Raw genomic sequence first — 25109 nt, 5'->3', positions numbered from 1 at the left:
AACCCACTGTTCTTCGCCGACACCACCTCCATGCTGTTCGGGGACGCGAAGAAGTCGGTCGCCGAGGTCACCGAGGAACTCAAGGCCCTGTAGGCCCTCCGGCCCGTGCGCCTTTTTGGTAGCACCAACTACCAGAAAGGCGCACGGGCGGCGAAGCCGCCTACAGCCGCAGACTGCCGCGGTGCCGGGAGAAGGCGATGGCCGCGGTGTCGGGCCGTCGCTCTTCACGCTCGGCGGCGACGGGGGAGTACAGCATCAGGGTGGACGCCAGCGCCCACCAGATCGCCGAGATGATCAGGCTGGCCGCGAGGCCGAAGATGCCGATGGGCTCGACGAGCGCCGCGGCACCCGCGACACCGAGGACGACGGCGAAACCCAGGCCCGCGATGACGGGCCGGAACCGCGGCGCCGACACCAGCAGCGCCGAACCGTACAGCGCGGTGACGGCGACGACGTGCCCGCTCGGCAGGAGCACGGACGGCGCATCCGATTCCCAGGCCCGGACTGCGGCGCTGGTGAGATTCGCGCCGATACACAGCAGCAGTACCGCACCCATGCCGTACGAAAGTTTTCGCACCGCCGCGACGATGGCGAGGACGACGGTCGCTGCGAGCACCGTGGTGACGTCGATCGCCTGGATCACAGGATCGGCGACGGGTCGGAGTGCCTCCGGGAGGACGAGACCCGACGATTCGGGGCGGATGAGGTAAAGCGCGCACAGTGCCACCACACCCGCCGCGGCGAAGGCGAGGCGACGAACACTGCGACGCAGCCTGCTAGTCGATTCGGTCACGACACACAGTGTGCCAACCGACGCTGAACGATCGATGAGAGGCCGCTGTGAGGTCGGTGAACGGTCCTGTTCGTGCGTCGAGCGTGTGCCCCGATATCGGGTGGGTGCCGCGTCCCGCGGAGTAACGTGATGGTCGACCGATCTCGAATCGTCTTTCCGCGTGAACACACACGATGTGACCGATATGAGTGGACGGATCTCGCGCCGATCGTTCCTGCAGGCGGTGGCGCTCGGCGGTGGGCTGGGCGCGGTGTCGGCCGGTTCGGCGAGCGCCTTCCCCTTCGACATCGATCCGCTGCGACCGTTGATGTTCTCCTCGCCCCCGCTCGAGCCCTATCGTGATCGGCTCCCGATCCTGCCGACGATGTCCGGGACGAGGGTCGACGTCCATGCGAGCAGCACGGTCCATCAGTTCCACGCCGATCTGGCGCCCTCGCCGGCGTTGGCATACAGCGGCGCGGACTATCTCGGCGCGACGATCGAGGCGCACGTCGATCAGCCGACGACCATCGCGTTCCGGAACAGCATCACCGTCCACCCGTTCGCCGTCGATGTCGATTCGTCGCTGCACGGGCTGAGCGAACGGGACCGCACGCAGGTGCCCACGGCGACGCATCTGCACGGCGGGGTGAATCCGCCGCAGTTCGACGGGCACCCCGAGCAGGTGTTCCGGCCGGGGCAGGAGTACCTGCACCACCTTCCGAACCGGCAGGACGCGGCCACGCTCTGGTACCACGACCACGCCATGGGGGTGACCAGACTCAACATCTACGCGGGCCTCGTCGGGCTGTACCTGCTGCGGGACGACTTCGACACCGGGCGCGCCGACAACCCGCTGGGTCTGCCGGCCGGGGAGTTCGAGGTTCCCCTCGTGCTGCAGGAGAAGATGTTCACCGCCGAGGGCAGGCAGCGGATCCGCTCGACGCCCACCGTGCCGCAAGGGAGCTGGGAAGGGGGCGCGGTCGGCGACGTCGGGGTCGTGAACGGCAAGGTGTGGCCGGAACTCGAGGTGGCCCGCGGGTTGTACCGACTGCGACTCGTCAACGCGGGTTCACTCAGTGTGTGGAATCTGTACTTCGGCAACCGCATGCCGTTCTGGGTGATCGGCGGCGACAACGGGCTGCTGGACGCCCCGGTCGCGGTGACACGGGTGCGGTTGAGCCCAGCCGAGCGTGTCGACCTCCTCGTCGACTTCGGCTCCCTGGAACCGGGATCGACGGTGGAACTCTGCAATGACGAGCCACCGCCGTTTCAGGCGGCGCTGATCGGCGAGCGCACGATGCCGAGGTTCTGTCGATTCCGGGTGGGCACGGCCCGCGGATTCGCCGGTGCGCCGCCGGCGACACTGCGCGGAGGACGGGGCCAGCCGGAATTGCTGCCGCCGATCCCGCGGCCCGAGGTCTTCCGGGACGTGACGCTCAGCCAGCCGAGCGACGTGCGACTCCCGCCGTCGATCATGTCGCTGAACAATCTCCGGTATTCGACCGAGGACATCGAGTTGCCGCGCCAGGGCGCGGTGGAGCAGTGGAACATCGTCAACGCGACCAATGATCCGCATCCCGTGCATCTGCATCTCGCGAACTTCCGGGTGCTGGGGCGTCAGGTCATCGAGACTCTGCGATTCGCATTTGCCGCCCCGCAACCGCCGCTCGGCATCCGGTGGACCCCGTCGGCCGACGCGTTCACGACCTCTCCGCTCATCCCCCCGGAGCCGTGGGAGCGGGGATTCAAGGACACGGTGCTGGCGAACGCCAATTCCGTCACCAGGATCGTCGTGCGGTTCCCCACCGCGGAGGGGTTGGGCTTCGATCCCGACGCGGTGTTCGGGAACGGATCACACGACGTCCACGGGCACGGACCCGGCGGAGGTCCGAGACCGCTGCAGGGCTACGTGTGGCACTGTCACATCCTCGATCACGAGGATCACGAAATGATGCTGAGGTACCGCACGCCGGCCTGAAAGGTCAGGTGCGCCGGACCGCCCCCGCGAACGTGGCCGCCACCAGCACGCAGACCAGGGGCACCACCATCGCGACGGTCAGCGGAACCACCTGGGTGATCCAGCCGATGGTGGCCGGGCCGGCGAGGAATCCCACGTACCCCAGCCCGACCACCCGGGACATGTTGGTGCCCGCGGAACCCGCGCCGAGGTTGCCCGCGGCGGTGAAGATCTGGGGGACGCAGCCCGACAATCCCAGGCCGAACAGCGCCCAGCCCAGGATGGTGAGCGGGAGCAGCCCCGAGACGACGACGAGCAGCATTCCGAGGGCCGCGATCAGGGTGCCGTAGCGGACGACGGCGACGGGACCGAGCGCGCCGCTCACGCGGTCGGCGGTGAACCGGCCCACCGTCATCATCACCGAGAAGGCTCCGAACGCGAGGGCGGCGACGGAATCCGACGTTCCGAGGTGTTCCTTGACTTGCAGGGTGCTCCAGTCGTTCGCGACACCCTCCGACAGCATGAGGACGAAGGCGATGCCACCGAGCGCGAGGACCCGGGTGGACAGCCGGCCGTGTGCCTTCTCGGCGGGAGCGGTGTCGTGCCGAGAGCGGGGACGGTCCGCCATCAGCCACTGCGAGCCCGCGGCGACGGTGACGACCCCGACTCCGCCGGCGGCCAGCAACGCCGTCGCGGGTGCCCATCCGGCGGCGAGCGTCGCCGCTCCGAGCAGCGATCCCGCCACCCCGCCGACGGAGAACAAGGCGTGGAACGCCGACATGATCGGCCGTCCGTACCGCTGCTCGACTTCGACGGCCTGCGAGTTCATCGACACGTCCAGTGCGCCGTTCGCGAAGCCGAACACGAGCAGGGCGAGACCGAGCTGCCAGGCCGCGGAGGCCAGCCCCGGACCCACGGTGGCGACCGACAGTACGAGCCCGGCGACGATCACCATGCGCCTGCTGCCGAACCGGTCGGCCAGTGGACCGCTGACCTGCATGCCGCCGATCGCGCCGACCGCCAGCAGGAGCAGCAGCGAACCCAGCGTGGAGTGGCTGATGCCGGTCCGGTCCTCGATCGCCGGAATGTGCACGACCCACATGCCGAGCAGGAACCCGTTGATCCCGAATATCCCGAACGTTCCCGCACGAGCCCGGCGGAGCGGTTCGGCCACTGGTGCGCGCGTGTCGACCGCGGACGCTCGGGAAGTGCTCACCGACCAAACGTACCGAGGATCAGAGGTGCGCGAGCAGTGAGGCGGGATCGTGCAGCATCGCCGCGACGGACGACAGGAACCTCGACCCCTGCTCGCCGTCGACCACCCGGTGGTCGAACGACACGCTCAGGGTGGTGACCCACCGCACCGCGAGTTCGTCCTCGTGCACCCACGGTCGCTTGGTGACGCTGCCCAGGCACAGGATGGCCGATTCGCCGGGGTTGAGGATGGGCGTGCCCGCGTCGACACCGAAGACTCCGACGTTGGTGATCGACACCGTGCCGCCGGTGAGCTGCGCCGGCTCGGCCCTGCCGCTGCGCGCGGTCGCGGTCAGTTCGGTGATCGCACGGCACAGCTCGAGCAGGCTCAGCGACTGCGCCTCCTTGATGTTGGGGACCACCAGACCGCGGGACGTGGCCGCGGCGATGCCGAGATTGACGTAATGCTTGGTGACGATCTCCTGGTTCTCCTCGTCCCACGAGGCGTTGAGGCTCGGGTTCTCGCGCAGCGCGACGATCATCGCCTTCGCGACCAGGCTCAGCGGTGTCACCGACAGTCCCGCGAATGCGGGAAGGTCCCGCAGGCGTTCGAGCAGTTCCACCGACCGGGTCACGTCGACGGTCACGAATTCGGTGACGTGCGGGGCGGTGAACGCGCTGCGGACCATTGCCGCCGCCGTCTGTTTCCGGACACTGCGGATCGGGGTGCGGGTCTCACGCTCCGACGGCTCCGGCGAGTCCGGTGTCGACGGCACGGACTGCCCGGCCGCACCCGCATGGGATTCCACGTCGTTCCGGGTGACGGCACCGGACGGCCCCGTCCCGGCGACGACGGCGAGGTCGACCCCGAGTTCACGTGCGGCCACCCGGGCGGCCGGGGACGCGTCTGGGCGCCGACGGTCCGGGGCGGACGTGCCGGTCTCCGGAGCTGTCATCAGCTTCCGCCGGGCGCGTTTGCTCTCGGCAGCGGCCTCGGGCCCGTACCCCACTAGAACGGGCGTGCGCGTCGGAGGTTCCTCGGTGGCCGCATCCGTCGTGATCCGGATGATCGGTGTTCCGACCGGCACCGTCGCGCCCGCCGGAACCAGCAATTCCTCCACGACACCCGCGTACGGCGAAGGCAACTCGACGAGCGCCTTCGCCGTCTCGACTTCTCCGATCACCTGATTGAGTTCGATCGTCTGGCCCACCTCGACGGCCCAGGAGACCAGTTCGGCCTCCGTCAGCCCCTCTCCGAGATCGGGTAGGCGGAATTCCTGCGCCAACGGACGGCTCCTCTCCTCCGATGAGTGCGATCAGGCCGCGAGGCTGCGATCGACCGCGTCGAGCAGACGGTCGGCGTCCGGCAGGTGGTGCAGTTCCAGCTTCGCCGGGGGATACGGAACGTCGAATCCGCCGACCCTCAGGACGGGCGCGTCCAGTTGGTAGAAGCAGCGCTCGGAGATGCGGGCGGCGATCTCCGCACCCAGGCCGAGGAACGTCGACGCCTCGTGCGCGACGACGAGCCTTCCGGTCTTGCGGACCGACTCCTCGATGGTGTCGAAGTCGATCGGCGAGAGGGAGCGCAGGTCGATCACCTCGAGCGAGTGCCCCTCGTCGGCTGCGATGGCCGCGGCCGACAGGGCCGTCGGCACGACGGAGCCGTACACGACGATGGTGGCGTCCGTGCCCTCCCGGGCCACCCGGGCCCGATGCAGCGGCAGGTCCGGTTCGGCGTCCACGTCGAACTCGGCCTTGTCCCAGTACCGCCGCTTCGGTTCGAAGAACACCACCGGGTCGTCCGCCGCGACAGACTGCTGGATCATGTGGAACGCGTCCGCCGGGTTGCTGGGCGTGACGACGCGCAGTCCGGCGGTGTGGGCGAAGTACGCCTCCGGCGACTCCGAATGGTGCTCGACCGCGCCGATGCCACCGCCGTACGGGATCCGGATCGTGAGGGGCGCGGTGACCCTGCCCTGTGTGCGGTAGTGAATCTTGGCCACCTGCGACACGATCTGGTCGAACGCGGGGTAGACGAAGCCGTCGAACTGGATCTCGCAGACGGGCCGGTAACCGCGCAGCGCCATGCCGAACGCGGCGCCGATGATCCCCGATTCGGCGAGTGGGGTATCGATGACCCGGTTGTCGCCGAAATCCTTCTGCAGGGTGTCGGTGACGCGGAAGACCCCGCCGAGGCGTCCGACGTCCTCACCCATGATCACGACCTTGCGGTCGTGTTCGAGAGCGCGCCGGAGGCCTGCGTTGAGTGCGGCGCCGAGCGACAGCGTGGTGGTGGTCATGACAGTGCCTCCTCGATGCCGGCGAAGCCTGCGAGGTACGCGGCGTACTGCTCGCGTTCCTCGTCGATGAGTGGGTGGTCGGTGGAGTACACGTGCTCGAACAGATCGAGTGGCTCGGGATCGGGCGCACCGATGGTCCCGGACCGCAGTCGCGCCGCGACGTCGTCGGCGGTGGCCTGCACCCCGGCGAGGAACGTGTCGTCGAGCAGGCCCTCCCGGTCGAGGAGGCGCCTCATCCGGTCGATCGGGTCGCGGGCCTTCCAGACCTCGGTCTCGGCCGCCGCCCGATACCGGGTGGGATCGTCCGACGTGGTGTGGGGACCCATCCGGTACGTGATGGCCTCGATGAACGTCGGCCCACTGCCTTCGCGGGCTCGCTGGGTGGCCTGGCGGGTGACCGCGAGGACCGCGAGGACGTCGTTGCCGTCCACCCGGAGGGCGGGCATGCCGTAACCGGCGGCGCGCTGCGCGATGGGGACGGGACTCTGCAGGCGGACCGGTTCGCTGATCGCGAACTGGTTGTTCTGGCAAAAGAATACGACCGGCGCGTTGAAGCTCATCGAGAAGCCGAGAGCCTCGGCGAGGTCGCCCTGGCTGGTGGCGCCGTCGCCGAAGTAGGCGATCGTCGCGATCTCCGCGCCGTCCAGATGGGCGCCCATGGCGTACCCGGTGGCGTGCAGCCCCTGGGAGCCGACGACGATCGCCGGATTCGTCACATTCACCGAACTCGGATCCCACGCGCAATGGGCGCATCCCCGCCACATGCGGGTCATCACCCCCGGGTCCACGCCCCGGCAGTAGGCGACGGCGTGCTCGCGGTAGCTGATGAACGCGTAGTCGTCGGGACGGAGGGCGCGGGCGGAGCCGACCTGTGCGGCTTCCTGCCCGAGCATCGGAGCCCAGAGTCCCAGTTCACCCTGGCGTTGCAGGGCGACCGCTTCGACATCCATCCGACGCGCGACCACGAGGTCCTCGTAGAGGCCGCGCAGTTGGTCGGGTCCGATGTCGCGGACCAGGCTCGTGTAGTCGGGTCTGAAGACCCGTCGGCCGTCCGGCTGGATGAGCTGGACCGGATAGGCAATCTTGTCGACCATCGGGGTCACCTCGCGTTGTCGAGTCCGTGAACCTTGTGGGTTCGTTGGAGACGGGTACTGCGGTAGGGCAGGTGTGTGTCCTACTTCACAGCATCCACGGGAATGCGAAGTGCGCAAGTGGCACCGACGGCATCGAGCAGAATGCCCAGTTTTGGGGGTCCCACCAGTGTCATGCTGCGTCTAATGACCAATTCGGACACAACCGACGCCAGGTTGTTGCTGCAATTGTCCGAGAACCCCGGATCACCCCGCGAACACGAACCCGATCGAGGCGAGGACGGCGAGCATCGCGAGGTAGACCGCGGGCATCGCCACGGCCCGGGTGTCGGGATTGCCGTAGTCGCCGTGCCGGACGTGAAAGGCGATTGCACACAAGAGGAGAATCAGCAGCGCCACCGTCGCGATCACTCCCAGCGGAGTCCAGTAAAGGCCGACGAGAACGCCGACACCGCCGGCGAGTTCCGCCGCCCCGATCAGCCGGACCTGCTGCCTGCTCAGGCCTCGTGATTGCAACCCCGTCCACGCGGTTCCCTTCAGCCTCAGCTTGGGGATGCTCACGGCGACGGCACTCACGGCGAGGAGCACGCCGCACACGATGAGGAAAACTTCCACGTCGGTCCCTCCAGTTCCGGCCGAATCGGCCTCACTGTTGCCACCCTAGGGCCGCGACCTGCGGTGCGGACCGCTTCCCTCCGCATCGGGCCTCCGAGCGGTTAGCATCGAGCGCGTGAATGCTGTGGGGCTGAACGAAGATGCCGTCTCTGCGTGGATTGCCGGACTCGGTGTGGGAGCGATCGCGCCGCTGAGCTTCGAGAGGATCGGGAACGGTCAGTCGAATCTCACGTACGCGGTCAGCGACGCGGGTGGTGGACGGTGGGTGCTGCGGCGGCCACCGCTCGGACATCTGCTCGCGTCGGCGCACGACGTCGTTCGCGAACATCGGATTCTGTCCTCTCTGCAGGGATCCGACGTTCCGGTGCCGAAGATCCTCGGGCTCACCGACGATCCGGAGGTCACGGACGCGCCGCTCGTGCTGATGAGTTTCGTCGCGGGGGTGGTGATCGACAGTATCGGCGTGGCGAAGAAGCTGACACCCGAGCAGCGGAATGCCGTCGGACTGGCGATGCCGAAGGCTCTCGCGAAGATCCACGCGGTCGATCTCGGAGATGCCGGGCTGGAGGATCTGGCCAGCCACAAGCCTTACGCGGCAAGGCAGTTGAAGCGCTGGACGGATCAGTGGGAGAAGTCCCGTACCCGTGACGTCCCGGCGATCGAGGACGTGGCGGGCATCCTCGAGCGCAACATGCCGGAGCAGGCCGAACTGTCGTTGGTGCACGGTGATTTTCACCTGAGCAACGTCATCACCTCGCCGGAGGAGGGTGAGGTGGTCGCGGTGGTCGACTGGGAACTGTGCACGCTGGGCGACCCCCTCGCCGACGTCGGCGCGCTACTGGCCTACTGGCCCGAGGCGGGCGACGAGGACGCCGGACCGTTCCCCGCCTCCACGCTGGAGGGATTCCCCACCCGGGCCGAACTCGTGGAGGCCTACGTCCACCACACGAAACGCGATGTCACGCATGTGGGGTACTGGCACGTCCTGGCGTTGTGGAAGCTGGCGATCATCGCCGAAGGCGTCCTGCGCCGGGTGATCGACGACCCCCGGAACAAGGCCGAGACCGGTGCGCCCACGGTTGCGTTGATCGACGGCATCATCGCCCGGGCGGTGGCCACGGCGGAGGCCGAGGGCCTGCGCTGAACCATCTGGTGGTGCCGGACGTTCAGACGGCGTCCGGCACCACCAGAAGGGTTGCAGCGCTCCGAATTTCGGCAGGAATCGGCACCGGCCTCCGGGTTTTCGCGTCCACGTACACGTGAACGAAGCGGCCGAGAGCCGCGAGTTCGAGTGCGTCGTCGTTCTCGCGGAAGATCGCGAGCGCGTACACGATGCTCCGGGTGCCCAGCTTCTGAATGGACAACCCCACCTGCAGACGGTCCGGGAACGACAGTTCGCTGACGTACTTGCAGGACGTCTCGGCGACGACGCCGATGGCGGGCAGATCACGGATGTCGGTGCCCGTCGTCGCGATCAGCCAGCCGTTGACGGCCGTGTCGAAGTACGAGTAGTACGTGACGTTGTTGACGTGCCCGTAGTGGTCGTTGTCTTCCCAGCGGGTCGGCACCGGCCACAGGGCGGGGAAGTCGGCGGCGGTCGGCAGGGCGGGGGCGTCGTCGTGTTTCACCGTCCCGACCCTAATGCCACGGATTACCCGGACCACGGGTCGGGCAGAATCGCGTCCTATGTCTGTGCCCGACAGTGATGTGCGTTCACCCGATTCCGCCGCCCAGCCGATCAGCGCCGGAATCGTGACCGCCCTGGTGGGCTTCACCAGTTCGTTCGCGGTCGTACTCACCGGGTTGACGGCGGTGGGCGCGAACTCCGCCCAGGCCGCGTCGGGACTGCTGGCGCTGTGTGTGACGCAGGCGCTGGGCATGTTGTGGATGTCGCGGCACTACCGCATGCCGATCACGCTGGCGTGGTCGACGCCGGGTGCCGCTCTCCTCGCCGGTGCGGGGACGGTGAGCGGGGGCTGGCCGGCCGCGGTCGGGGCGTTCGTCGTCGTGGGGGCGGCGGTGATCCTCACGGGGCTGTGGCCGCGGCTGGGACGGCTCATCGCGGCCATCCCCTCGGCGTTGGCGCAGGCGATGCTCGCGGGGGTGCTGTTGCCGCTGTGCCTGGCGCCGGTGCTGGCGCTGCGTGATGCCCCGCTGGCCGTCGCGCCCGTGGTTCTCGTGTGGCTGGTTCTGCAGCGGTACTCGCCGCGGTGGGCGGTGCCGGCCGCGTTCGCTGCTGCCGCAGTGGTGATCGCGGTCGGTCTCGCCTCCGGCAGCGACGGACTGGACACGAGCGCGCTCCTGCCGAGACTCGACGTCACCGCACCGGCCTGGACGTGGCAGGCGATGATCGGGATCGCGATCCCGCTGTACATCGTGACGATGGCGTCCCAGAACATCCCCGGGACCGCCGTCATGAATTCGTTCGGCTACCGGGTGCCGTGGCGGCCGGCCATGCTGGTGACCGGTGTCGGGACCCTGGTGGGCGCGCCTGCGGGTGGACACGCCATCAACCTCGCCGCCATCAGCGCCGCCCTCGCCGCCGCGCCGTCCGCGCATCCCGATCCCAGGAAGCGCTGGGTCGCGGCCTTCACGGCAGGCTGGGCCTATCTGGTGCTCGCCGCGTGTTCCGCCGCGGTGGCCACGCTCATCGCCGCGGCACCCGAGGGCGTCGTGGAGGCGGTCGCCGGTCTCGCCCTCCTCGGGACCCTCGGCGGGGCGCTGGCCTCCGCCCTCGACGACGTGCGCGAACGGGAAGGCGCCGTCGTCACCTTCCTGATTGCCGCGTCGGGGGTGAGCATCCTCGGCATCGGGTCCGCGTTCTGGGCGTTGGTCGCCGGACTGATCGTGCGGGTGGCGGTGACCTCGCGGCGATAATGGGATGATGACCACCATCGAGGTAGTGAAGGGTGACATCACGACGGTCGAGGTCGACGCGATCGTCAACGCCGCCAACTCCGGACTGCTCGGGGGTGGGGGCGTGGACGGCGCCATCCACCGGGCCGGTGGTGCCGAGATCCTCGCCGAATGCAGGCACCTGCGGGCCACCACGCTGCAGGACGGGCTCCCGGCGGGACAGGCGGTCGCGACGACGGCGGGCCGGTTGCCGGCTCGATGGGTGATTCACACGGTCGGCCCCGTGTACTCCGCTTCGGACGATCGGTCGGCCACTCTGCGCAGCGCCTACACCAGCAGCCTGGCGGTGGCCTCCGACCTCGGCGCGCAGTCCGTTGCGTTCCCGTTGATCTCGTCCGGGGTGTACGGCTGGCCCGCGGACGACGCCGTCCGGCAGGCGGTCGGTGCCGTCCGTGAGTCGGACTCCGGAATTCCGAGGGTGCTGTTCGTGGCGTTCGACGCACGGATGGCGTCCCTGCTCCGCGGCGAGGTGGGGTGATCGCGCTGAACACCGATCTCGTGTATCTGACGGCAGGACTGGCTCTTCTGCTGGCTGCCACCGTTCCACGCCTGTTCCAGGACCGTGCCGTCTCGGCGCCGCTGATCGTCCTGGCGGTCGGAGCGGGGGCCGGCCTGTTTCTCGGCGAGTCGGGCACCGACACCCTGTCCCCGGCGCTGCATCCCGCCGTGACGGAACACCTGAGCGAAACCTGCGTCATCGTCGCATTGATGGGTGTGGGACTGGCGATCGACAGGCCCCTGGGCTGGCGGACGTGGAATTCGACGTGGCGTCTGCTGCTGATCGCGATGCCCTTCGGTATCGCCGCTGTCGCGGTGCTCGGCTGGTGGGTGGCGGCATTGACCCCCGCCGTCGCGATCCTGCTCGGGGCCGTCCTCGCGCCCACGGACCCGGTTCTGGCGTCCGACGTGCAGGTGGAAGGTCCCACGTCGGGCGGCGAGTCCCATCGGGAGGACGACGAGGTCCGGTTCGCGCTCACCTCGGAGGCCGGGCTCAACGACGCTCTCGCCTTCCCGTTCGTGTATCTGGCACTGTTCATGATCGGCAAGGGGCCGATCGAGCAGTGGATCGTGCAGTGGGTGGCGTGGGAGCTGATCGGCAAGGTCGTCATCGGCGCGGCCCTGGGGTGGATTGCCGGTGATCTGTTCGGTCGCGCGGTCTTCCGCTTCCCGATCGCACACATGCGCCTCGCCGAACGCAGCGAACCCATCTTCGCGCTCGCCGCCACGTTCGCCGTCTACGGACTCACCGAACTGGCCGGGGGATACGGGTTTCTCGCCGTCTTCGCCTGCGCCGTCGCCATCCGTCGGACGGAGCGGGCCCACGAGTACCACGCCGAGATGCACAGCCTGATCGAGCAACTCGAACACGTGCTCACCCTCGCCGTCCTGCTCCTGCTGGGCGTGGCACTCACCTCCGGTCTGCTGACCGAACTGACGTGGGGCGGGGTTCTCGTCGCGGCAGCCCTCGTGTTCGTCATCCGGCCGGTGGTGGGATGGGTTTCGCTGCTGGGCTGCGAGGAGATGTCCGGTCCCGAGCGCCGGGTCACCGCATTCTTCGGGGTTCGCGGAATCGGGTCGATCTACTATCTCGCCTACGCCGCTGCGGAAGCCGGCGTGGACGACGAGAAATGGTTGTGGTCGACGGTGGCCTTCACGGTCGTCCTCTCCGTCCTCGTCCACGGGGTGAGTGCGACGCGGGTGATGCGCCTGCTCGATCTTCGTCGGGAAGGCGGTGCAGTCGCGGACCGTTAGCGTCGCGACTGCACCGCTCGACCAGGGAGTTGCTCCGGCGTGTGCTGGTTCGGTCCTTCACTCGTTGCGCACGGCGGAGGTGCGCGCCGGGTCTGCGGGATGCCCCGTGTCTGCGGGATGCGTCGGGTCCTCGGTTCGGTGGACGAGGACGGGTGGCGCCGCCGAGACCACCGAGGGAGTGGGCCGGTTGCCGGCCTTGATCTCGTTGAACAGGATGTTCAGCAGCACCGCGACGATGCTCGCCGCGCTGATCCCCGAGTCGAAGACGATGTGCACCCATTCCGGGAAGGCCGAGTAGAACTCGGGCACCGCGATCGGAATGACCCCGAATCCGAGGGCCACCGCGACGATCACCAGGTTGAGGTTGCCGTCGTACGACACCTTGGACAGTGTCCGGATTCCGCTCGCGGCCACCGAACCGAAGAGGACGATCCCCGCACCGCCGAGGACGGGCAGCGGCACGGAGGCCACCAGCCGCCCGAGGACGGGGAACAGTCCGAGAGCGAACAGAACCGAACCCCCCGCCGCGACAACGAATCTGCTCTTGATCCCCGTGATCGCGACGAGCCCGACGTTCTGAGCGAACGCGCTGGCCGGGAACGTGCCGAACACCGGTGCCACGGTGGTGGCGAGCATGTCGGCGCGGAGACCGTCGCCGACCCGGCGAGCATCGACCTTCGTTTCCACGATCTCGCCGACCGCGAGGATGTCCGCCGTCGTCTCTGTCATGATCACGAGGATCACCACGGTCATCGAGATGATCGCGCCGATCTGGAACAGGGGAGTGCCGAACGAGAACACCTGCGGCAGTTCGAAGATCGCGCCCTTCCCGACGGCGCCGAAGTCGGCCTTGCCGATCAGCGCGGCGAACAGGGTTCCCACGACGATGCCGATCAGGATGGACAACCGCGACAGGGTTCCCTGGACCAGCCGGCTCACCAGCAACACGATGAACAGGCTGAATCCGGCGAGCCCGATGTTGGACATCGACCCCCAGTCCGGGGCCTTGGCGTTGCCGCCCATCGCCCAGCGCACCGCGACCGGCAGGAGGGAGATGCCGATGACCGTGATGATCGATCCGGTGACGACGGGCGGGAAGTAGCGCACGATCCTGCAGAAGAACGGGCTGACCAACAGTCCGATCGCGCCGGCGACCATGATGGCTCCGAAGACCGAGCGCAGTCCACCCGGCCCGCTCGCCACCGCCACCATCGTGGACACCGAGGCGAACGAAATTCCCTGCACCAGGGGAAGTTTTGCCCCGAAATAGGGAACGCCGAGGGTCTGCAGCAGTGTGGCCGCCCCGCTGACGAACAATGCCGCCGACACGAGCAGTCCGATCTCGACGCCGGTCAGTCCGGCGGCGCCGCCGACGATCAGGGGAGGCGCGATCACGCCGCCGTACATCGTCAGGATGTGCTGCAGCCCGTAGACGTACGACTTGCCGAGCGGCAAACGCTCGTCCTCGGGTCCGGGAGCTCCGGCAACCCGGTGTCCGATCCGCTTCATCGCCGCGCTCCTAGCAGAATCCGGGAACGGAATCCCAGGCGCGGCCGGCGTCGGGAGCGTCCTCGCGCTCGACGGTCGCCTCGATCAACCCGTAGGGGCGGTCGGCCGCGAAGAACACCTCGCCCGGGTTGTCGAGTCCGAACGGTTCCAGGTCGACGAGGAAGTGGTGTTTGTTCGGCATCGAGAACTTCACCTCGGCGATTTCGGGGTGCGCCTCGAGTACCGCCGAACCCATCTGGAACAGGGACTGCTGCAGCGCGAGCGAATGCGTCGTGGCGAACGCCTCCAGCATGATTGCCCGCACGTTCTCGAAGGTCTTGTCGAAGTCGACGTCGGTGGTGAGGTACCGCCACCGGGCGCTCACCGACGTCGCGAGGATCCGGTCCGACGTCTCCTGCAGGGTGGTGTACTTGTCCTTCGGGTACCCGCGGAACTCCGAACCCGTCGACTTCAATACCACCATGTTGCTGAGGCCGGACACGATCCACGTCCGATCGCCGTCGATGGTGACCACGGTGTTCCGCCGTTCGTCGCTCGATCGGACGAAGGAATGGTCGTGGCCCTCGCCGTCGACCGGGATCCGCGCCCACGAGTACTGCTCGATCTCCCATCGGCCGCCGGTGATCCACTCGAATTCCCCGGTGAAGTGCCGGCCGAGTCGCATGGCGAACGTCTCGATCGAACCGACGCCGTCGCGGGCGAACGCGTACACCGTGTTCTTCTGGGTGTCCGTGGCCACGACGTGCGCGTTGTCGCCTTCGGTGTGCACCGCGTCGAGGTCGCCGCGCAGTTGCGATGTCACGGTGACGTCTTCGATGTCGTGTCGCTTCGTGTCCCGGGTGATCTTGACCAACCGGACTTCTGCCTTGCCGTACTGGTTCTGGCCGAGCACGATCTTGCTCATGATTAGCTCCCTCGGTAGGTCGAGTATGCGAACGGGCTGAGAAGGACTGGTACGTGGTAGTGCTGTTCGCTGTCGGTCAGGGCGAACGTGATGGTGATGTCGGGGTAGAACGCCGGACGTCCCTTCGCGGCGAAGTAGCGTCCGGTGTCGAAGACGATCCGGTAGGTGCCCGGATCGAGTCGGGCGGGGCCCAGGGTTGTGACGCGGCCGTCGTCGTCGGTGACGGCGTCGGCCACGGTGATCCAGGCGGACTGCCGCTGGACCGTCAGCGTGACCGGCACCTTCTGCGCGGGCATGCCTTCGGCCGCATCCAGCACGTGGGTGGTGACCTGGCTGACGTCGCTCATGTGTCCAGCATCCCGGCGAGTCGGCGCGCGGCGATGTCGCGCAGTTCCTCTGCGACAACGGCTAATTCGCTGGCCTCGTCGTTGAGTAACCGGCGGTCGAGTGCGGTGAGGATGTCGGACGTGCTGCGGCCGGCGGCGCGGACGAGGAAGACCCTTCCGAACTTGTCCTCGTAGGCACGGTTGCCGTCGGTGAGCCGTTTCTGCGCCCCCGCGTCGGACGAATCGACGTTCGACTGCTCCGAGCGTGCCAGGAGCGCCTCGGCGTCGTCGCCGCCCGGAGGTTCCCCGATTCGGGGATGGCGCGCGAGGGCGTGCTCGATCTCGTCCGCGGAGAGCGGGCCGGCGCCCGTCCTGGCCGCGGTGAGAAGTGAGGCGCGATCGGTGTACGGCCGGGCGGACACGAGTTCGTCTGCCCACCGGGGAATATCCAGGCAGATCCGCGCCAGTTCCGTTGCCTCGGACTGTGAAGCCTCGTTGAATCGGTGGAGTCCTGCATCGAGATCCATGCGACCCTTCTTCCACAATGCGAAATAATGATTCCGTATAGAGAAGCGTGACAGGGGTCACAATTCATGTCAAGGCCCAAAATTGAATTGATCCAGATTCGGATGCGAGCGCGATCCGCGGCGTGCTGGAATCACGACATGGGAAAGCTGTTGTAGAACAACAGGTTATGATCGAACGGCGCGCCGAAGTGCGGGTCCCTAGTCCTCGCCGCCGGGATCGTGATCGAAAAGGCGGGGAAACGCGAACCACAGTGTCGCGAACATCAGCGCGGCCACCACGCCGATCACGATCGCGACCGGACCGCCCACTGCCACTTCGGCAATCAGGAGCACGGTGCCGGTCATGGCCGCGGCGAGAAATCCGACACCCCACAGTGCGAACAGGTTGGCCTTCCGCAGGATGTCGACCCGGCGGCCCTGACGGAACAGCACCCGGTGCCAGACCGCCGGGGCGATGAGCAGGGCCGAGGACACCGTTGCCAGGAGCACCGTGACGAGATGGAGCATGCGCAGGCCGAACGACTGCTCCTCGTACGCCTCGGTGAACGCGACCGCGAGGAGGAAGGCGAACAGGATCTGCACGCCGGCCTGCGCGACACGGAGTTCCTGCAGCAGCTCGCTGAAGTTGCGTGCGAGCCGTTGCGCGGGTGTCTCCTCGGTGCTCACCTCACGACCGTGAGTACTCGGAGGCCCTGCGGATCTCTTCGGGGGACGGACGCACACCGGTGTAGAGGACGAACTGCTCCGCGGCCTGCAGTGCGATCACCTCGGCACCGGTGATGACGGTCTTGTGGCGCTCGGCCGCGGCACGGATCAGCGGCGTCGCGGCGGGCATGGCAACCACGTCGAACACGGCCTCCGCCGCGTCGATCGCGTCGAGTGCGAACGCCAGATCGTCGGCTTCGGGTCCGCCCGCCATGCCGACCGGGGTGGCATTGATCAGGAGCCCCGGCCGTGCTGCGCCGAGTTCGGGTTGCCAGTCGAATCCGTACTGCTTCGCGACGGCGCCGCCCGTCGTCTCGTTGCGGGCGACCACGGTGACGTCGGTGAAGCCGTAGTCGCGCACGGCGGCGACCACAGCTTTGGCCATTCCGCCGCTCCCGGCCACCGCTACCGACAGCGAGTGGGGCAACGCGTTGTCGCGCAACAGGTTCGCGATGGCCTGATAATCGGTGTTGTAGGCGTGCAACACCCCGTCCTCGTTGACCACGGTGTTGACGGACTCGATGACCGACGCCGATTCGTGCATCACGTCGACGTACTCGATGATCTGCTCCTTGAACGGCATGGAGACGCCGGCACCGCGGATCCCCAGCGCGCGGATGCCGCCGACCGCGGCCTGGAGGTCGTTCGTGGTGAAGGCTTTGTAGACGAAATTGAGGCCCAGCTCGCCGTACAGATAATTGTGGAATCGGGTGCCGATGTTGCTCGGTCGGCCGGACAGCGAGATGCAGAGAAGGGTGTCTTTGTCGAGCTGGTTCATCCGGTAAATACTAGTAGTGGGCTCCCATCCGTGCGCGTTCTCAGCTCCGAATACACGGTGACGACGGCAAAGGAGCAGGGCTGCGATGACTACGACGATCGGTGACCGGCACGAGGCGGCGCGGACGCCCCGGAGACGGCGGCACCTGTTCTCCCGCGCGCTCGCCGGAGTGATCGCCGCCGGCGTCGTGCTCGGGGTGGGCGAACTGCTGTCGGTGCTGATCGACCCGAACTCATCGCCTTTCTATGCGGTCGGATCGACGACGGTGGACCGCAGTCCCGCCTGGGCTCGCGAGTTCGCGATCGACACGTTCGGCACCAACGACAAACCCGCTCTGTTCGTCGGCATGACGATCCTCATCGTGGTCCTTGCCGCGATCGCGGGCATCGTCGAGCGCCCCCGCGCCCCGTTCGGCAGCGCGATCCTCGCGGTTCTCGGGCTGGCGGGAATCTACACCTCGACCCAGCGTCCCAGCGCCACGTGGATGTTTGCGTTGCCGACCGTGGTGGGGGTCGTCGCCGGAATCGCGGTTCTGCGGGTGCTGACGACCGCCGCGCGGGCGCCCGAGGATTCCGATGCCGAGGATTCGTGGTTGCCGCGCCGGACGTTTCTTCTGCTGGCCGCGGCCGCCGCCGCGACGGCCGCGGCCGCGGGAGCCGCCGGCCGGTACCTCGGGCAGCAAGCCGCGGGAGCTCTGGACAACCGCCGCGCCTTCGCCGTTCCCGACGTGACGGACCGGGCGGCCCCGATCTCTCCGGGCACCGACATCGACGTGCCGGGCGCCACCCCGTTCGTCACGTCGAACGAGGAGTTCTACCGGATCGACACCGCACTGCGGGTCCCGCGGTTGACGACGGACGACTGGCAACTGCGCATCCACGGCATGGTCGACCGCGAGCTGACGCTGACGTGGGACGACCTGGTCGCGAGGACGCCCGTCGAACGGGTGATCACATTGACGTGCGTGTCCAACGAGGTCGGCGGAAACCTCGCCGGCAACGCGACGTGGATCGGCTACCCGATCAAGGACATCCTCGACGAGGCCGGCGTGCACCCCGACGCCGACATGCTGCTGTCCACGAGTAGCGACGACTTCACGGCGGGCACCCCGGTCGAGGCGTTGCGTGACGGACGCGACGCGATTCTCGCGGTGGCGATGAACGGTCAGCCGTTGCCGTTCGAGCACGGCTATCCGGTCCGGCAGGTCGTCCCCGGTCTCTACGGCTACGTATCGGCGACCAAATGGGTGGTGGATTGGGAACTCACGCGATTCGACGAGGCGGAGGCCTACTGGACCAAGCGCGGATGGTCCGCGAAAGGTCCGATCAAGACCGCGTCCCGGATCGACGTGCCCGCCCCGTTCGCGCCCACCGCGCCGGGGCCGGTGCTCGTCGCCGGAACAGCATGGGCGCAGCACCGCGGCATCGAGAAGGTGGAGGTGCGGGTCGACAACGGCGAGTGGCAGACCGCGACCCTCGCCCCGCAGTACACCATCGACACCTGGCGGCAGTGGACGTGGGAGTGGCAGGCCACGTCCGGCCTGCACACCCTTCAGGTGCGGGCCACGGATCTGGACGGCAACGTTCAGGTGGAGGAGCGGACGCCGCCGATTCCGGGTGGCGCCACCGGCTGGCACACGCGTTCCTTCACCGTGGCCTGAGGCGCCGTCGCCGGGGGCGCTCACGAACACTTCTCCGCCACTTCCGCGAGCGCGTCGCGGTCCGCCAGCGTCACCGGAAGCCCGTACTCCACCGCCACTGACAGGTACTTGCCCGCGTAGAAGCAGTGGTATGCCGGATTCGGCGGCAGCCAGTCCTGCGGGGTCTGGTCGCCCTTGTCCTGATTGTCCGCACCGTTGACGGCCAGCAGATTGAACGTGACGTCGTTGGCGAACCGGAGCCGACGCACGGGCGACCACGTCGACGCGCCCATGTCCCACGCCGCCGCCAGTGGGTAGACGTGGTCGATCTGAACGGCTTTCGCGTCAGCTCGGTCGAATGGGAACACCTCGCCGGAATACGGATCGGCGAGGATCCCGCTCAGCACCACGCAGTCGCGGGTGCCGTCGCGGAACGCCACCGAGCGGAGATCGAGCGCGAGAACGTTGTTGCGGGTGTCGCACCCGTCGTGGCCGGCCGCGGCGTCCTGGTCGTCGGTCCAGGCCGGGCCGAATACACACAACTCCTTGCCGGAACAGCCGCGCTGGTATCCGCCGGGGTGCGGACGCGACTCGACAGTCGCGACCCGGCCGAGCAACTCCTCGATATGTGCGCGGGGCGGACTACCCGGCGCAGGGCCGGGGCCGCTGAGGTCGAGAAGCGACACCCCGCAACCGCAGACCGTCAGGATCGCCGCCAGCCACGCGGCCACGTACAGAAGTCTCATGCGTCCCCCGGCGCTCGACCGATCTCCCCCTACCACCCGGAGTATGCACCGGGCCCCCGACAGCTCAGCTGAAGGGCAGGCGCACCGCGGCGATCGAGGACACGTGCATGCCGTCGTGTCCGATCACCCAGGAACCTCCGCTCTGCCTGCACTCGGCGAGCAGGTCGAGGGTCCGGAGGAGGAAGAAGATCGCCTCGCTGGCGACGGGGGTGACCGCAAGTCGGTGTGCCTCACCGTGTTTCATTCCGTCGAGCCACACACCCGACTGTCCGTCCAGTCGAATCGTGACGATGTGCGTGGCATCGACGAAGGCGTACTTCCGTTGCTCCCACGGGGTGGTGAGCGCGTACCCCTGTTCGAGAACCTGGATCAGGATGCTCATGGCCGACTCCCGAGAGTTTCCGGCAGCTACGTCTCTCCAGCATCTACCTCGGAACGGGTGAAAGCCAGACCTGCTAACCGATCTCGATCACGACCTTGCCGCTCGTGTGACCGGACTCGACCATCGCGAGAGCGTCACCCGCATGTGCGAACGGGAATCGGTGGGCGACCCGCGGGTCCAGGGTTCCGTCGGCCACCAGCGCGGCCACCTCCGCGAACACCGCGGACGTTCGGCGCCGTTCCACTCCCGCGCCGCCGAGATCGCGCGCCGCGAGCGGGTCGCCGACGCTGATGATCGCCGCCGGATCCGTGACCACCCGCGCCGCCTCGGCGAGCGCGTCACCGCCGACGAGGTCGAAGACGGCGTCGACCGGGCCGGGTAGGCGTGCGGCCAGTCCGTCTCCGGACGCGACCCAGGTGGCGCCGAGGGATTCGACGACCTCACGCTTGCTCTCGCTCGCGACGCCGATCACCATGACGTCCCGCGCCGCGGCCAACTGCAGCGCGGCCACGCCCACGCCGCCGCCCGCGCCGACGACGAGCAACCGACTGCCGGGCGCCAGGTCCAGGGTGGTCAGCGCGTCGTACGCGGTTCCCGCCGCAACGGGGAGCGTTGCGGCGTCCGCGAACGAGACCGGGTCCGGCTTGTGCGCTGCCGAGGCCGTGTTGACCAGGGTGTACTCGGTGTATCCGCCGAAACCGGTCGCGGTCGCGCCGAACACGGCGTCGCCGATCGCGAAACCGGTCACCCGGGGGCCGACCTCCGCGACCACACCGGCGACCTCCCGGCCGAGAACCGCGGGAAGGGTCACGGGCACGGTGTCCTTGCGCGTGCCCGCCCGCACCTTCCAATCGGCAGGATTCACGCCGGCCGCGTGGACGGCGACCAGCAGCTGTCCGGGGCCGGGGGAGGGAACGGGGACGTCGAAGAACTGCTGCGTCTCGGGGCCGCCGTACTCGCTGAAGCCGTATGCCATGCTCACGCCCACAGTCCTATCACGAACCGGGGCCGGGGTTCGGGCACGAAGAAGGCCCACCGAACCGGTGTCGGTGGGCCTTCTCGTGAGAACTCAGGAGCCGAACAGGCTGCCCAGGGAGCCTGTGCCTCCGCCGCCTCCGCCGCCACCCATCAACGGTCCGAGGACCTGAATGAGTTGAACGAGAACCTGCAACATCTGTGCCATGTCCATTTGTCTTCCTCCGATCACTGCGATCACGTTCGGCAGCGATCCCGGTGAGTTACCGGCGTGGACAGCCGCCACCTCGTTCATCGGTGGAATATCGTCGAGGGTTACATGTCTCGAGCAGGGACTTGTCCCGCTGTCGGTGGCGCCTGATTGGATGGGTGCATGCTGCACGGCCTCTGGACACCGGGTTCGGGCCTCATGCTGTGGGTGGAGGACCGGAATCCGGCCGCCGAGGAGCCGACGGATGCGGTCGGGCGGGTGCTGGCACGGAAGTTCCGGCATCACGTGAAGGTGCCGATGCCGACGCCGTCGGGGCCGGAGATGCTCGAATGGGCCGCGGTCGCTCTCGCCCCACCGGATGCGACGGAGTTCCTGCTGTCGGTGTCGGCCCGCGACCCCCGGATCGCCGGAGATCTGCGCTACCTCGCCCACGTCGCCCGCGGTGTCGAGCGGTGGGCTCGGGCCGGCCGGGTGGTGCCCGAGGTACACCGCGCGGAGGGCGGTTGGTGGCCGCGCTGGCGGCTGCTCGGCGGAGAGCGGCAGCGTGCATGGCTCACGGAGCTCGCCGTCGCGATGCCGCCGGTGCAGCGTCACGGCACGACCCCCCGGGCCGTGCTCGACGACATGGTCACCGAGCTGACCGACCCCGTCGCCCGCCGTGTCCTCGACCGCAGGCACCCGGACGATTCCGGCAGCGACCCGGACCATCCGCTGATCGCGGCGCTCGTGCGCGGCGACCAGTTCGACGAGGGCACCGCCCAGCTGTCGGGATCGCTGGACGGTTGGCGCGACAGCCTCAAGGTGGACGAGCCCGAACTGGTGCTGCGGCTCCTCGAGCCGGAAGACGTGGACGTGGAGGGGGATTGGGATCCGGACACGGTGCTGTGGCGACTGGAGGTCTGCCTTCGTCCGGAAGGCGAAGCGCCGGTGCCGATTCCCTTGCACCGCACGGACGCGAGCCGCCTGCAGATCGGGGTGCGCAAGCTGACGGAGGCCGTGGCCGCCTACCCGCGACTGCAGGACGTCCCCAGTGACCCCGACAGCCTGGACCTGATGTTGCCCACCGCCGTGGTCATCGACCTCGTCGGGCACGGTGCGGTGGCGTTGAAGGAGAAGGGCATCAGCCTGCTGCTGCCGCGGGCGTGGAGTGTGGCGTCGCCGTCGATGCGTCTGAGAGTGAGCTCGCCGAGCACTCCGGCGAGCGCGGAGAACCGGGCCGTCGGCAAAGACCAGTTGGTGCAGTACAACTGGGAGCTGGCACTCGGCGACACGGTTCTCACCGCCGCGGAGATGAATCGGCTGGTCAACTCGAAGAGTGACCTCGTGCGGTTGCGCGGTGAGTGGGTCCGGGCGGATCAGGAGGTGCTCTCCCGCGCCGCGCGCTACGTGGCGGAGCGGCACGCCAGCGGCGACCGGGCCATCGTGGACCTGTTGAAGGACCTGATCGCGGACGATCTGTCCGATCTTCCCGTCGAGGAGGTCACGGCCACCGGCTGGGCGGCCGCGTTGCTGGACGGCGACACGAAGCCTCAGGACGTGCCGACCCCGGACGGGTTGGACGCCACGCTGCGGCCCTACCAGAAGCGGGGTCTGGACTGGCTGGTGTTCATGAGCCGCCTCGGCCTCGGGGCGGTCCTCGCCGACGACATGGGTCTCGGCAAGACGCTGCAATTGCTCGCGCTGCTGGCACACGAGAACGCCGCGACGCCCACCTTGCTGGTGTGCCCGATGTCGGTGGTCGGCAACTGGCAGCGGGAGGCGGCGCGCTTCGTTCCCTCGCTGCGGGTGCTCGTCCACCACGGTCCGCAGCGGCTGAGCGGTGACGACTTCACCGCCGCCGTGACGCAGAGCGATCTGGTGATCACCACGTACGCGCTGCTGGCCCGCGACGTCGCGCACCTGAAGGAACAGGACTGGCGGCGCGTCGTGCTGGACGAGGCGCAGCACATCAAGAACGCGAAGACGTCGCAGGCGCGGGCGGCGCGGAGCATTCCGGCGGCGCACCGGGTCGCGCTGACCGGGACGCCGGTCGAGAACCGCCTGGACGAGCTGCGCTCGATCCTCGATTTCGCGAACTCGGGCATTCTGGGCTCGGAGGCGATGTTCCGCAAGCGTTTCGTGGTGCCGATCGAGCGGGAGCAGGACGAAACGGCCGTCGCCCGGCTCCGCGCGGTCACGTCCCCGTTCGTGCTGCGCCGCGTCAAGACCGATCCCGCGGTCATCGCCGACCTCCCCGACAAGTTCGAGATGACGGTCCGCGCCAACCTCACCGCGGAGCAGGCCGCGCTGTACCGGGCGGTGGTCGACGACATGATGGCCCAGATCAAGGACAAGAAGGGGATGAAGCGCAAGGGCGCCGTCCTCGCCGCCCTGACGAAACTCAAGCAGGTGTGCAACCACCCGGCGCATTTCCTGCGCGACGGGTCGGCGGTGATGCGGCGCGGGCAGCACCGCTCCGGCAAGCTGGGGCTCGTCGAGGACATCCTGGACTCCGTGGTCGCGGACGGCGAGAAGGCGTTGCTGTTCACCCAGTTCCGGGAATTCGGCGATCTCGTCACCCCGTACCTCGCGGAGCGTTTCGGTACCCCCGTGCCGTTTCTGCACGGGGGTGTCTCCAAGCAGAAACGCGACGACATGGTGGCCTCGTTCCAGGGCGACGACGGGCCGCCGATCATGATGCTCTCGCTGAAGGCGGGCGGGACGGGCCTGAACCTCACCGCGGCCAATCACGTCGTCCACCTCGACCGGTGGTGGAATCCGGCGGTCGAGAACCAGGCCACGGACCGGGCGTTCCGGATCGGTCAGCGGCGGGACGTGCAGGTGCGCAAGCTCGTGTGCGTCGGCACCCTGGAGGAGCGGATCGACGCGATGATCGCCACCAAACAGGAACTGGCGGATCTCGCCGTCGGGACGGGTGAGAACTGGGTGACGGAGATGAGCACCGAGCAACTGGGTGAACTGCTGCGACTCGGCGACGAGGCGGTGGGCGAATGACGAATCGGCGACCGGGGCCGAACTTCGGCCAGTACGGCAAGCGTCGACCGGTGACGGGCGGGCTGGAGGCACGGTCCCAGCGCGGATCGTTCGGGCGCACGTGGTGGGGCCGCGAGTTCGTGGACATCATCGAGTTCGTCGCCGACAAGGGCCGGATGAGCCGCGGGCGGAGCTACGCGCGCAGCGGACAGGTGATCTCGCTCGAGATCGCCGGTGGGATGGTCACGGGCGAGGTGCAGGGCAGTCAGCTCCAGCCGTTCGTCGCGACCGTCTCGATCGATCGCCTCGACGACGCGGAGGTCGCGGAACTCGTCGCGCTGGTGCGTCGGCAACCCGGCAGCCTCGCGATGCTGGCGGGCGGCGGAGTCCCGGAGGTTCTCGGGCCCCTGCTGCTGCCCGCCGGGGCGTCCGCGCTGAACTACGACTGCACCTGCCCGGACGACGGCTGGCCGTGCAAGCATGCGGCGGCGGTCGCGTACCTCACCACCGAACGCATCGACGAGAACCCACTCGAAATCCTGACGCTGCGCGGCGTCGACCTGGACATGCTGATCGACGGCGTCGGCGGCGACTCCTCCGACGCGGACGTCGACGACTGGTTCGGTGACGAGTCCCCGCTGCCCGCCCTGCCCGACGCCGACTTCCGGGCGGCGATCGACGACCTCGACCCGATGCTGCTGCGGAAGGCGATCCGATCGGTCAGTGCGGACGAGCGTGCGGTGGACGCCGCGATCCGGGAGCTGAAAGCGCTGTACCAGCACTTCCGCTGACCGTGCGATGATGAGGGCGCGGAAGCTCGCCTCGTTCCGCGAC

Annotated in this window: 25 protein-coding genes; 9 read left to right on the top strand and 16 right to left on the bottom strand. The window is 68.3% G+C overall.

Features of this window, described 5'->3' with window-relative positions; translation table 11 throughout:
* The coding region (locus tag ACFWAY_RS41100; protein WP_378514571.1) for a hypothetical protein at positions 1 to 93 on the top strand (93 nt) is incomplete at its 5' end.
* A 67-nt stretch (positions 94 to 160) separates the two neighbouring features.
* On the opposite strand, the gene ACFWAY_RS41095 is transcribed toward ACFWAY_RS41100, so the two are convergent.
* Positions 161 to 793 carry a hypothetical protein gene (locus ACFWAY_RS41095; protein ID WP_378455393.1) on the bottom strand — a complete coding sequence of 211 codons (633 nt, stop codon included), beginning with the start codon at positions 791 to 793 and terminating at the stop codon, positions 161 to 163.
* Positions 794 to 977: 184 nt separating this feature from the next.
* Between ACFWAY_RS41095 and ACFWAY_RS41090 the strand changes: the two genes are divergently transcribed.
* The gene (locus ACFWAY_RS41090; RefSeq protein WP_378514570.1) at positions 978 to 2753 is read left to right on the top strand and encodes a multicopper oxidase family protein; all 1776 of its coding nucleotides are present in this window, start codon (positions 978 to 980) and stop codon (positions 2751 to 2753) included.
* 4 nt (positions 2754 to 2757) lie between these two features.
* On the opposite strand, the gene ACFWAY_RS41085 is transcribed toward ACFWAY_RS41090, so the two are convergent.
* From ACFWAY_RS41085 to ACFWAY_RS41065, 5 genes are all read right to left on the bottom strand, one after another.
* A complete protein-coding gene (locus ACFWAY_RS41085; protein WP_378455479.1) occupies positions 2758 to 3906 on the bottom strand; it encodes an MFS transporter in 1149 nt (382 codons plus the stop codon).
* 61 nt (positions 3907 to 3967) lie between these two features.
* A complete protein-coding gene (locus ACFWAY_RS41080; protein ID WP_378455392.1) occupies positions 3968 to 5212 on the bottom strand; it encodes a dihydrolipoamide acetyltransferase family protein in 1245 nt (414 codons plus the stop codon).
* 30 nt (positions 5213 to 5242) lie between these two features.
* Positions 5243 to 6226, bottom strand: coding sequence for an alpha-ketoacid dehydrogenase subunit beta (locus tag ACFWAY_RS41075; protein ID WP_378455391.1), 984 nt, complete (start codon positions 6224 to 6226; stop codon positions 5243 to 5245).
* Positions 6223 to 7320, bottom strand: coding sequence for a pyruvate dehydrogenase (acetyl-transferring) E1 component subunit alpha (gene pdhA / locus ACFWAY_RS41070; protein WP_378455390.1), 1098 nt, complete (start codon positions 7318 to 7320; stop codon positions 6223 to 6225). The genes ACFWAY_RS41075 and pdhA overlap by 4 nt, the downstream gene beginning before the upstream one ends.
* Before the next feature lie 243 nt (positions 7321 to 7563).
* Complete coding sequence (locus tag ACFWAY_RS41065; RefSeq protein ID WP_378455389.1) at positions 7564 to 7932, bottom strand: DoxX family protein; 369 nt, start codon at positions 7930 to 7932, stop codon at positions 7564 to 7566.
* A gap of 115 nt (positions 7933 to 8047) precedes the next feature.
* Here ACFWAY_RS41065 and ACFWAY_RS41060 point away from each other — a divergent pair, with 115 nt between their 5' ends.
* Positions 8048 to 9076 (top strand): phosphotransferase family protein, encoded by a 1029-nt coding sequence (locus tag ACFWAY_RS41060; RefSeq protein ID WP_378455388.1) that lies wholly within the window; start codon positions 8048 to 8050, stop codon positions 9074 to 9076.
* A gap of 22 nt (positions 9077 to 9098) precedes the next feature.
* Here the strand turns inward: ACFWAY_RS41060 and ACFWAY_RS41055 are convergent, their stop codons facing one another.
* A complete protein-coding gene (locus ACFWAY_RS41055; RefSeq protein ID WP_378514569.1) occupies positions 9099 to 9560 on the bottom strand; it encodes an acyl-CoA thioesterase in 462 nt (153 codons plus the stop codon).
* 58 nt (positions 9561 to 9618) lie between these two features.
* On the opposite strand from ACFWAY_RS41055, the gene ACFWAY_RS41050 reads away from it, so the two are divergent.
* The 3 genes from ACFWAY_RS41050 to ACFWAY_RS41040 are packed head-to-tail and all read left to right on the top strand — an operon-like array spanning position 9619 to position 12600.
* Positions 9619 to 10809, top strand: coding sequence for a benzoate/H(+) symporter BenE family transporter (locus ACFWAY_RS41050; RefSeq protein ID WP_378455386.1), 1191 nt, complete (start codon positions 9619 to 9621; stop codon positions 10807 to 10809).
* Between the two features lie 7 nt (positions 10810 to 10816).
* Positions 10817 to 11326 carry an O-acetyl-ADP-ribose deacetylase gene (locus ACFWAY_RS41045; RefSeq protein ID WP_378514568.1) on the top strand — a complete coding sequence of 170 codons (510 nt, stop codon included), beginning with the start codon at positions 10817 to 10819 and terminating at the stop codon, positions 11324 to 11326.
* Entirely contained in the window at positions 11323 to 12600 is a 1278-nt protein-coding gene (locus tag ACFWAY_RS41040; protein ID WP_378455384.1) for a cation:proton antiporter, read from the top strand. Before ACFWAY_RS41045 ends, ACFWAY_RS41040 begins: the two co-directional genes overlap by 4 nt.
* Positions 12601 to 12657: 57 nt before the next feature.
* Here ACFWAY_RS41040 and ACFWAY_RS41035 read toward each other — a convergent pair whose 3' ends face one another.
* The 6 genes from ACFWAY_RS41035 to ACFWAY_RS41010 form a co-directional block, all read right to left on the bottom strand.
* Positions 12658 to 14109, bottom strand: a complete 1452-nt coding sequence (locus tag ACFWAY_RS41035; RefSeq protein ID WP_378514567.1) for a nucleobase:cation symporter-2 family protein — start codon at positions 14107 to 14109, stop codon at positions 12658 to 12660.
* 10 nt (positions 14110 to 14119) lie between these two features.
* Positions 14120 to 15013, bottom strand: a complete 894-nt coding sequence (pucL, locus tag ACFWAY_RS41030) for a factor-independent urate hydroxylase (RefSeq protein WP_378455382.1) — start codon at positions 15011 to 15013, stop codon at positions 14120 to 14122.
* A gap of 2 nt (positions 15014 to 15015) precedes the next feature.
* Positions 15016 to 15360 carry a hydroxyisourate hydrolase gene (uraH, locus tag ACFWAY_RS41025; RefSeq protein ID WP_378455381.1) on the bottom strand — a complete coding sequence of 115 codons (345 nt, stop codon included), beginning with the start codon at positions 15358 to 15360 and terminating at the stop codon, positions 15016 to 15018.
* Positions 15357 to 15866, bottom strand: coding sequence for a 2-oxo-4-hydroxy-4-carboxy-5-ureidoimidazoline decarboxylase (gene uraD, locus ACFWAY_RS41020; protein ID WP_378455380.1), 510 nt, complete (start codon positions 15864 to 15866; stop codon positions 15357 to 15359). The genes uraH and uraD overlap by 4 nt, the downstream gene beginning before the upstream one ends.
* Before the next feature lie 198 nt (positions 15867 to 16064).
* Positions 16065 to 16532 (bottom strand): DUF6328 family protein, encoded by a 468-nt coding sequence (locus tag ACFWAY_RS41015; RefSeq protein ID WP_378458245.1) that lies wholly within the window; start codon positions 16530 to 16532, stop codon positions 16065 to 16067.
* A gap of 1 nt (position 16533) precedes the next feature.
* Positions 16534 to 17349, bottom strand: coding sequence for a shikimate 5-dehydrogenase (locus ACFWAY_RS41010; RefSeq protein WP_378458246.1), 816 nt, complete (start codon positions 17347 to 17349; stop codon positions 16534 to 16536).
* Between the two features lie 85 nt (positions 17350 to 17434).
* Between ACFWAY_RS41010 and ACFWAY_RS41005 the strand changes: the two genes are divergently transcribed.
* Positions 17435 to 19009: a molybdopterin-dependent oxidoreductase gene (locus ACFWAY_RS41005; protein ID WP_378514566.1), complete on the top strand. Its 1575-nt coding sequence runs from the start codon at positions 17435 to 17437 to the stop codon at positions 19007 to 19009.
* 20 nt (positions 19010 to 19029) lie between these two features.
* On the opposite strand, the gene ACFWAY_RS41000 is transcribed toward ACFWAY_RS41005, so the two are convergent.
* The 3 genes from ACFWAY_RS41000 to ACFWAY_RS40990 form a co-directional block, all read right to left on the bottom strand.
* A complete protein-coding gene (locus ACFWAY_RS41000; protein WP_378514565.1) occupies positions 19030 to 19734 on the bottom strand; it encodes an HNH endonuclease family protein in 705 nt (234 codons plus the stop codon).
* 64 nt (positions 19735 to 19798) lie between these two features.
* The gene (locus ACFWAY_RS40995; RefSeq protein ID WP_087558530.1) at positions 19799 to 20116 is read right to left on the bottom strand and encodes a hypothetical protein; all 318 of its coding nucleotides are present in this window, start codon (positions 20114 to 20116) and stop codon (positions 19799 to 19801) included.
* Between the two features lie 73 nt (positions 20117 to 20189).
* Complete coding sequence (locus ACFWAY_RS40990; protein WP_378458266.1) at positions 20190 to 21092, bottom strand: NADP-dependent oxidoreductase; 903 nt, start codon at positions 21090 to 21092, stop codon at positions 20190 to 20192.
* A 372-nt stretch (positions 21093 to 21464) separates the two neighbouring features.
* Here ACFWAY_RS40990 and ACFWAY_RS40985 point away from each other — a divergent pair, with 372 nt between their 5' ends.
* Both ACFWAY_RS40985 and ACFWAY_RS40980 read left to right on the top strand, forming a co-directional pair.
* Complete coding sequence (locus ACFWAY_RS40985) at positions 21465 to 24296, top strand: DEAD/DEAH box helicase (protein ID WP_378458251.1); 2832 nt, start codon at positions 21465 to 21467, stop codon at positions 24294 to 24296.
* Positions 24293 to 25066 (top strand): SWIM zinc finger family protein, encoded by a 774-nt coding sequence (locus tag ACFWAY_RS40980; RefSeq protein ID WP_378514564.1) that lies wholly within the window; start codon positions 24293 to 24295, stop codon positions 25064 to 25066. Before ACFWAY_RS40985 ends, ACFWAY_RS40980 begins: the two co-directional genes overlap by 4 nt.
* Positions 25067 to 25109: the final 43 nt, after the last annotated feature.

The sequence above is a fragment of the Rhodococcus sp. NPDC059968 genome (assembly GCF_042738615.1).
GTDB lineage: Bacteria > Actinomycetota > Actinomycetes > Mycobacteriales > Mycobacteriaceae > Rhodococcus_F.
Note: the sequence above shows the minus strand (reverse complement) of the source record. Positions and strands in the feature narration are given on the sequence as shown.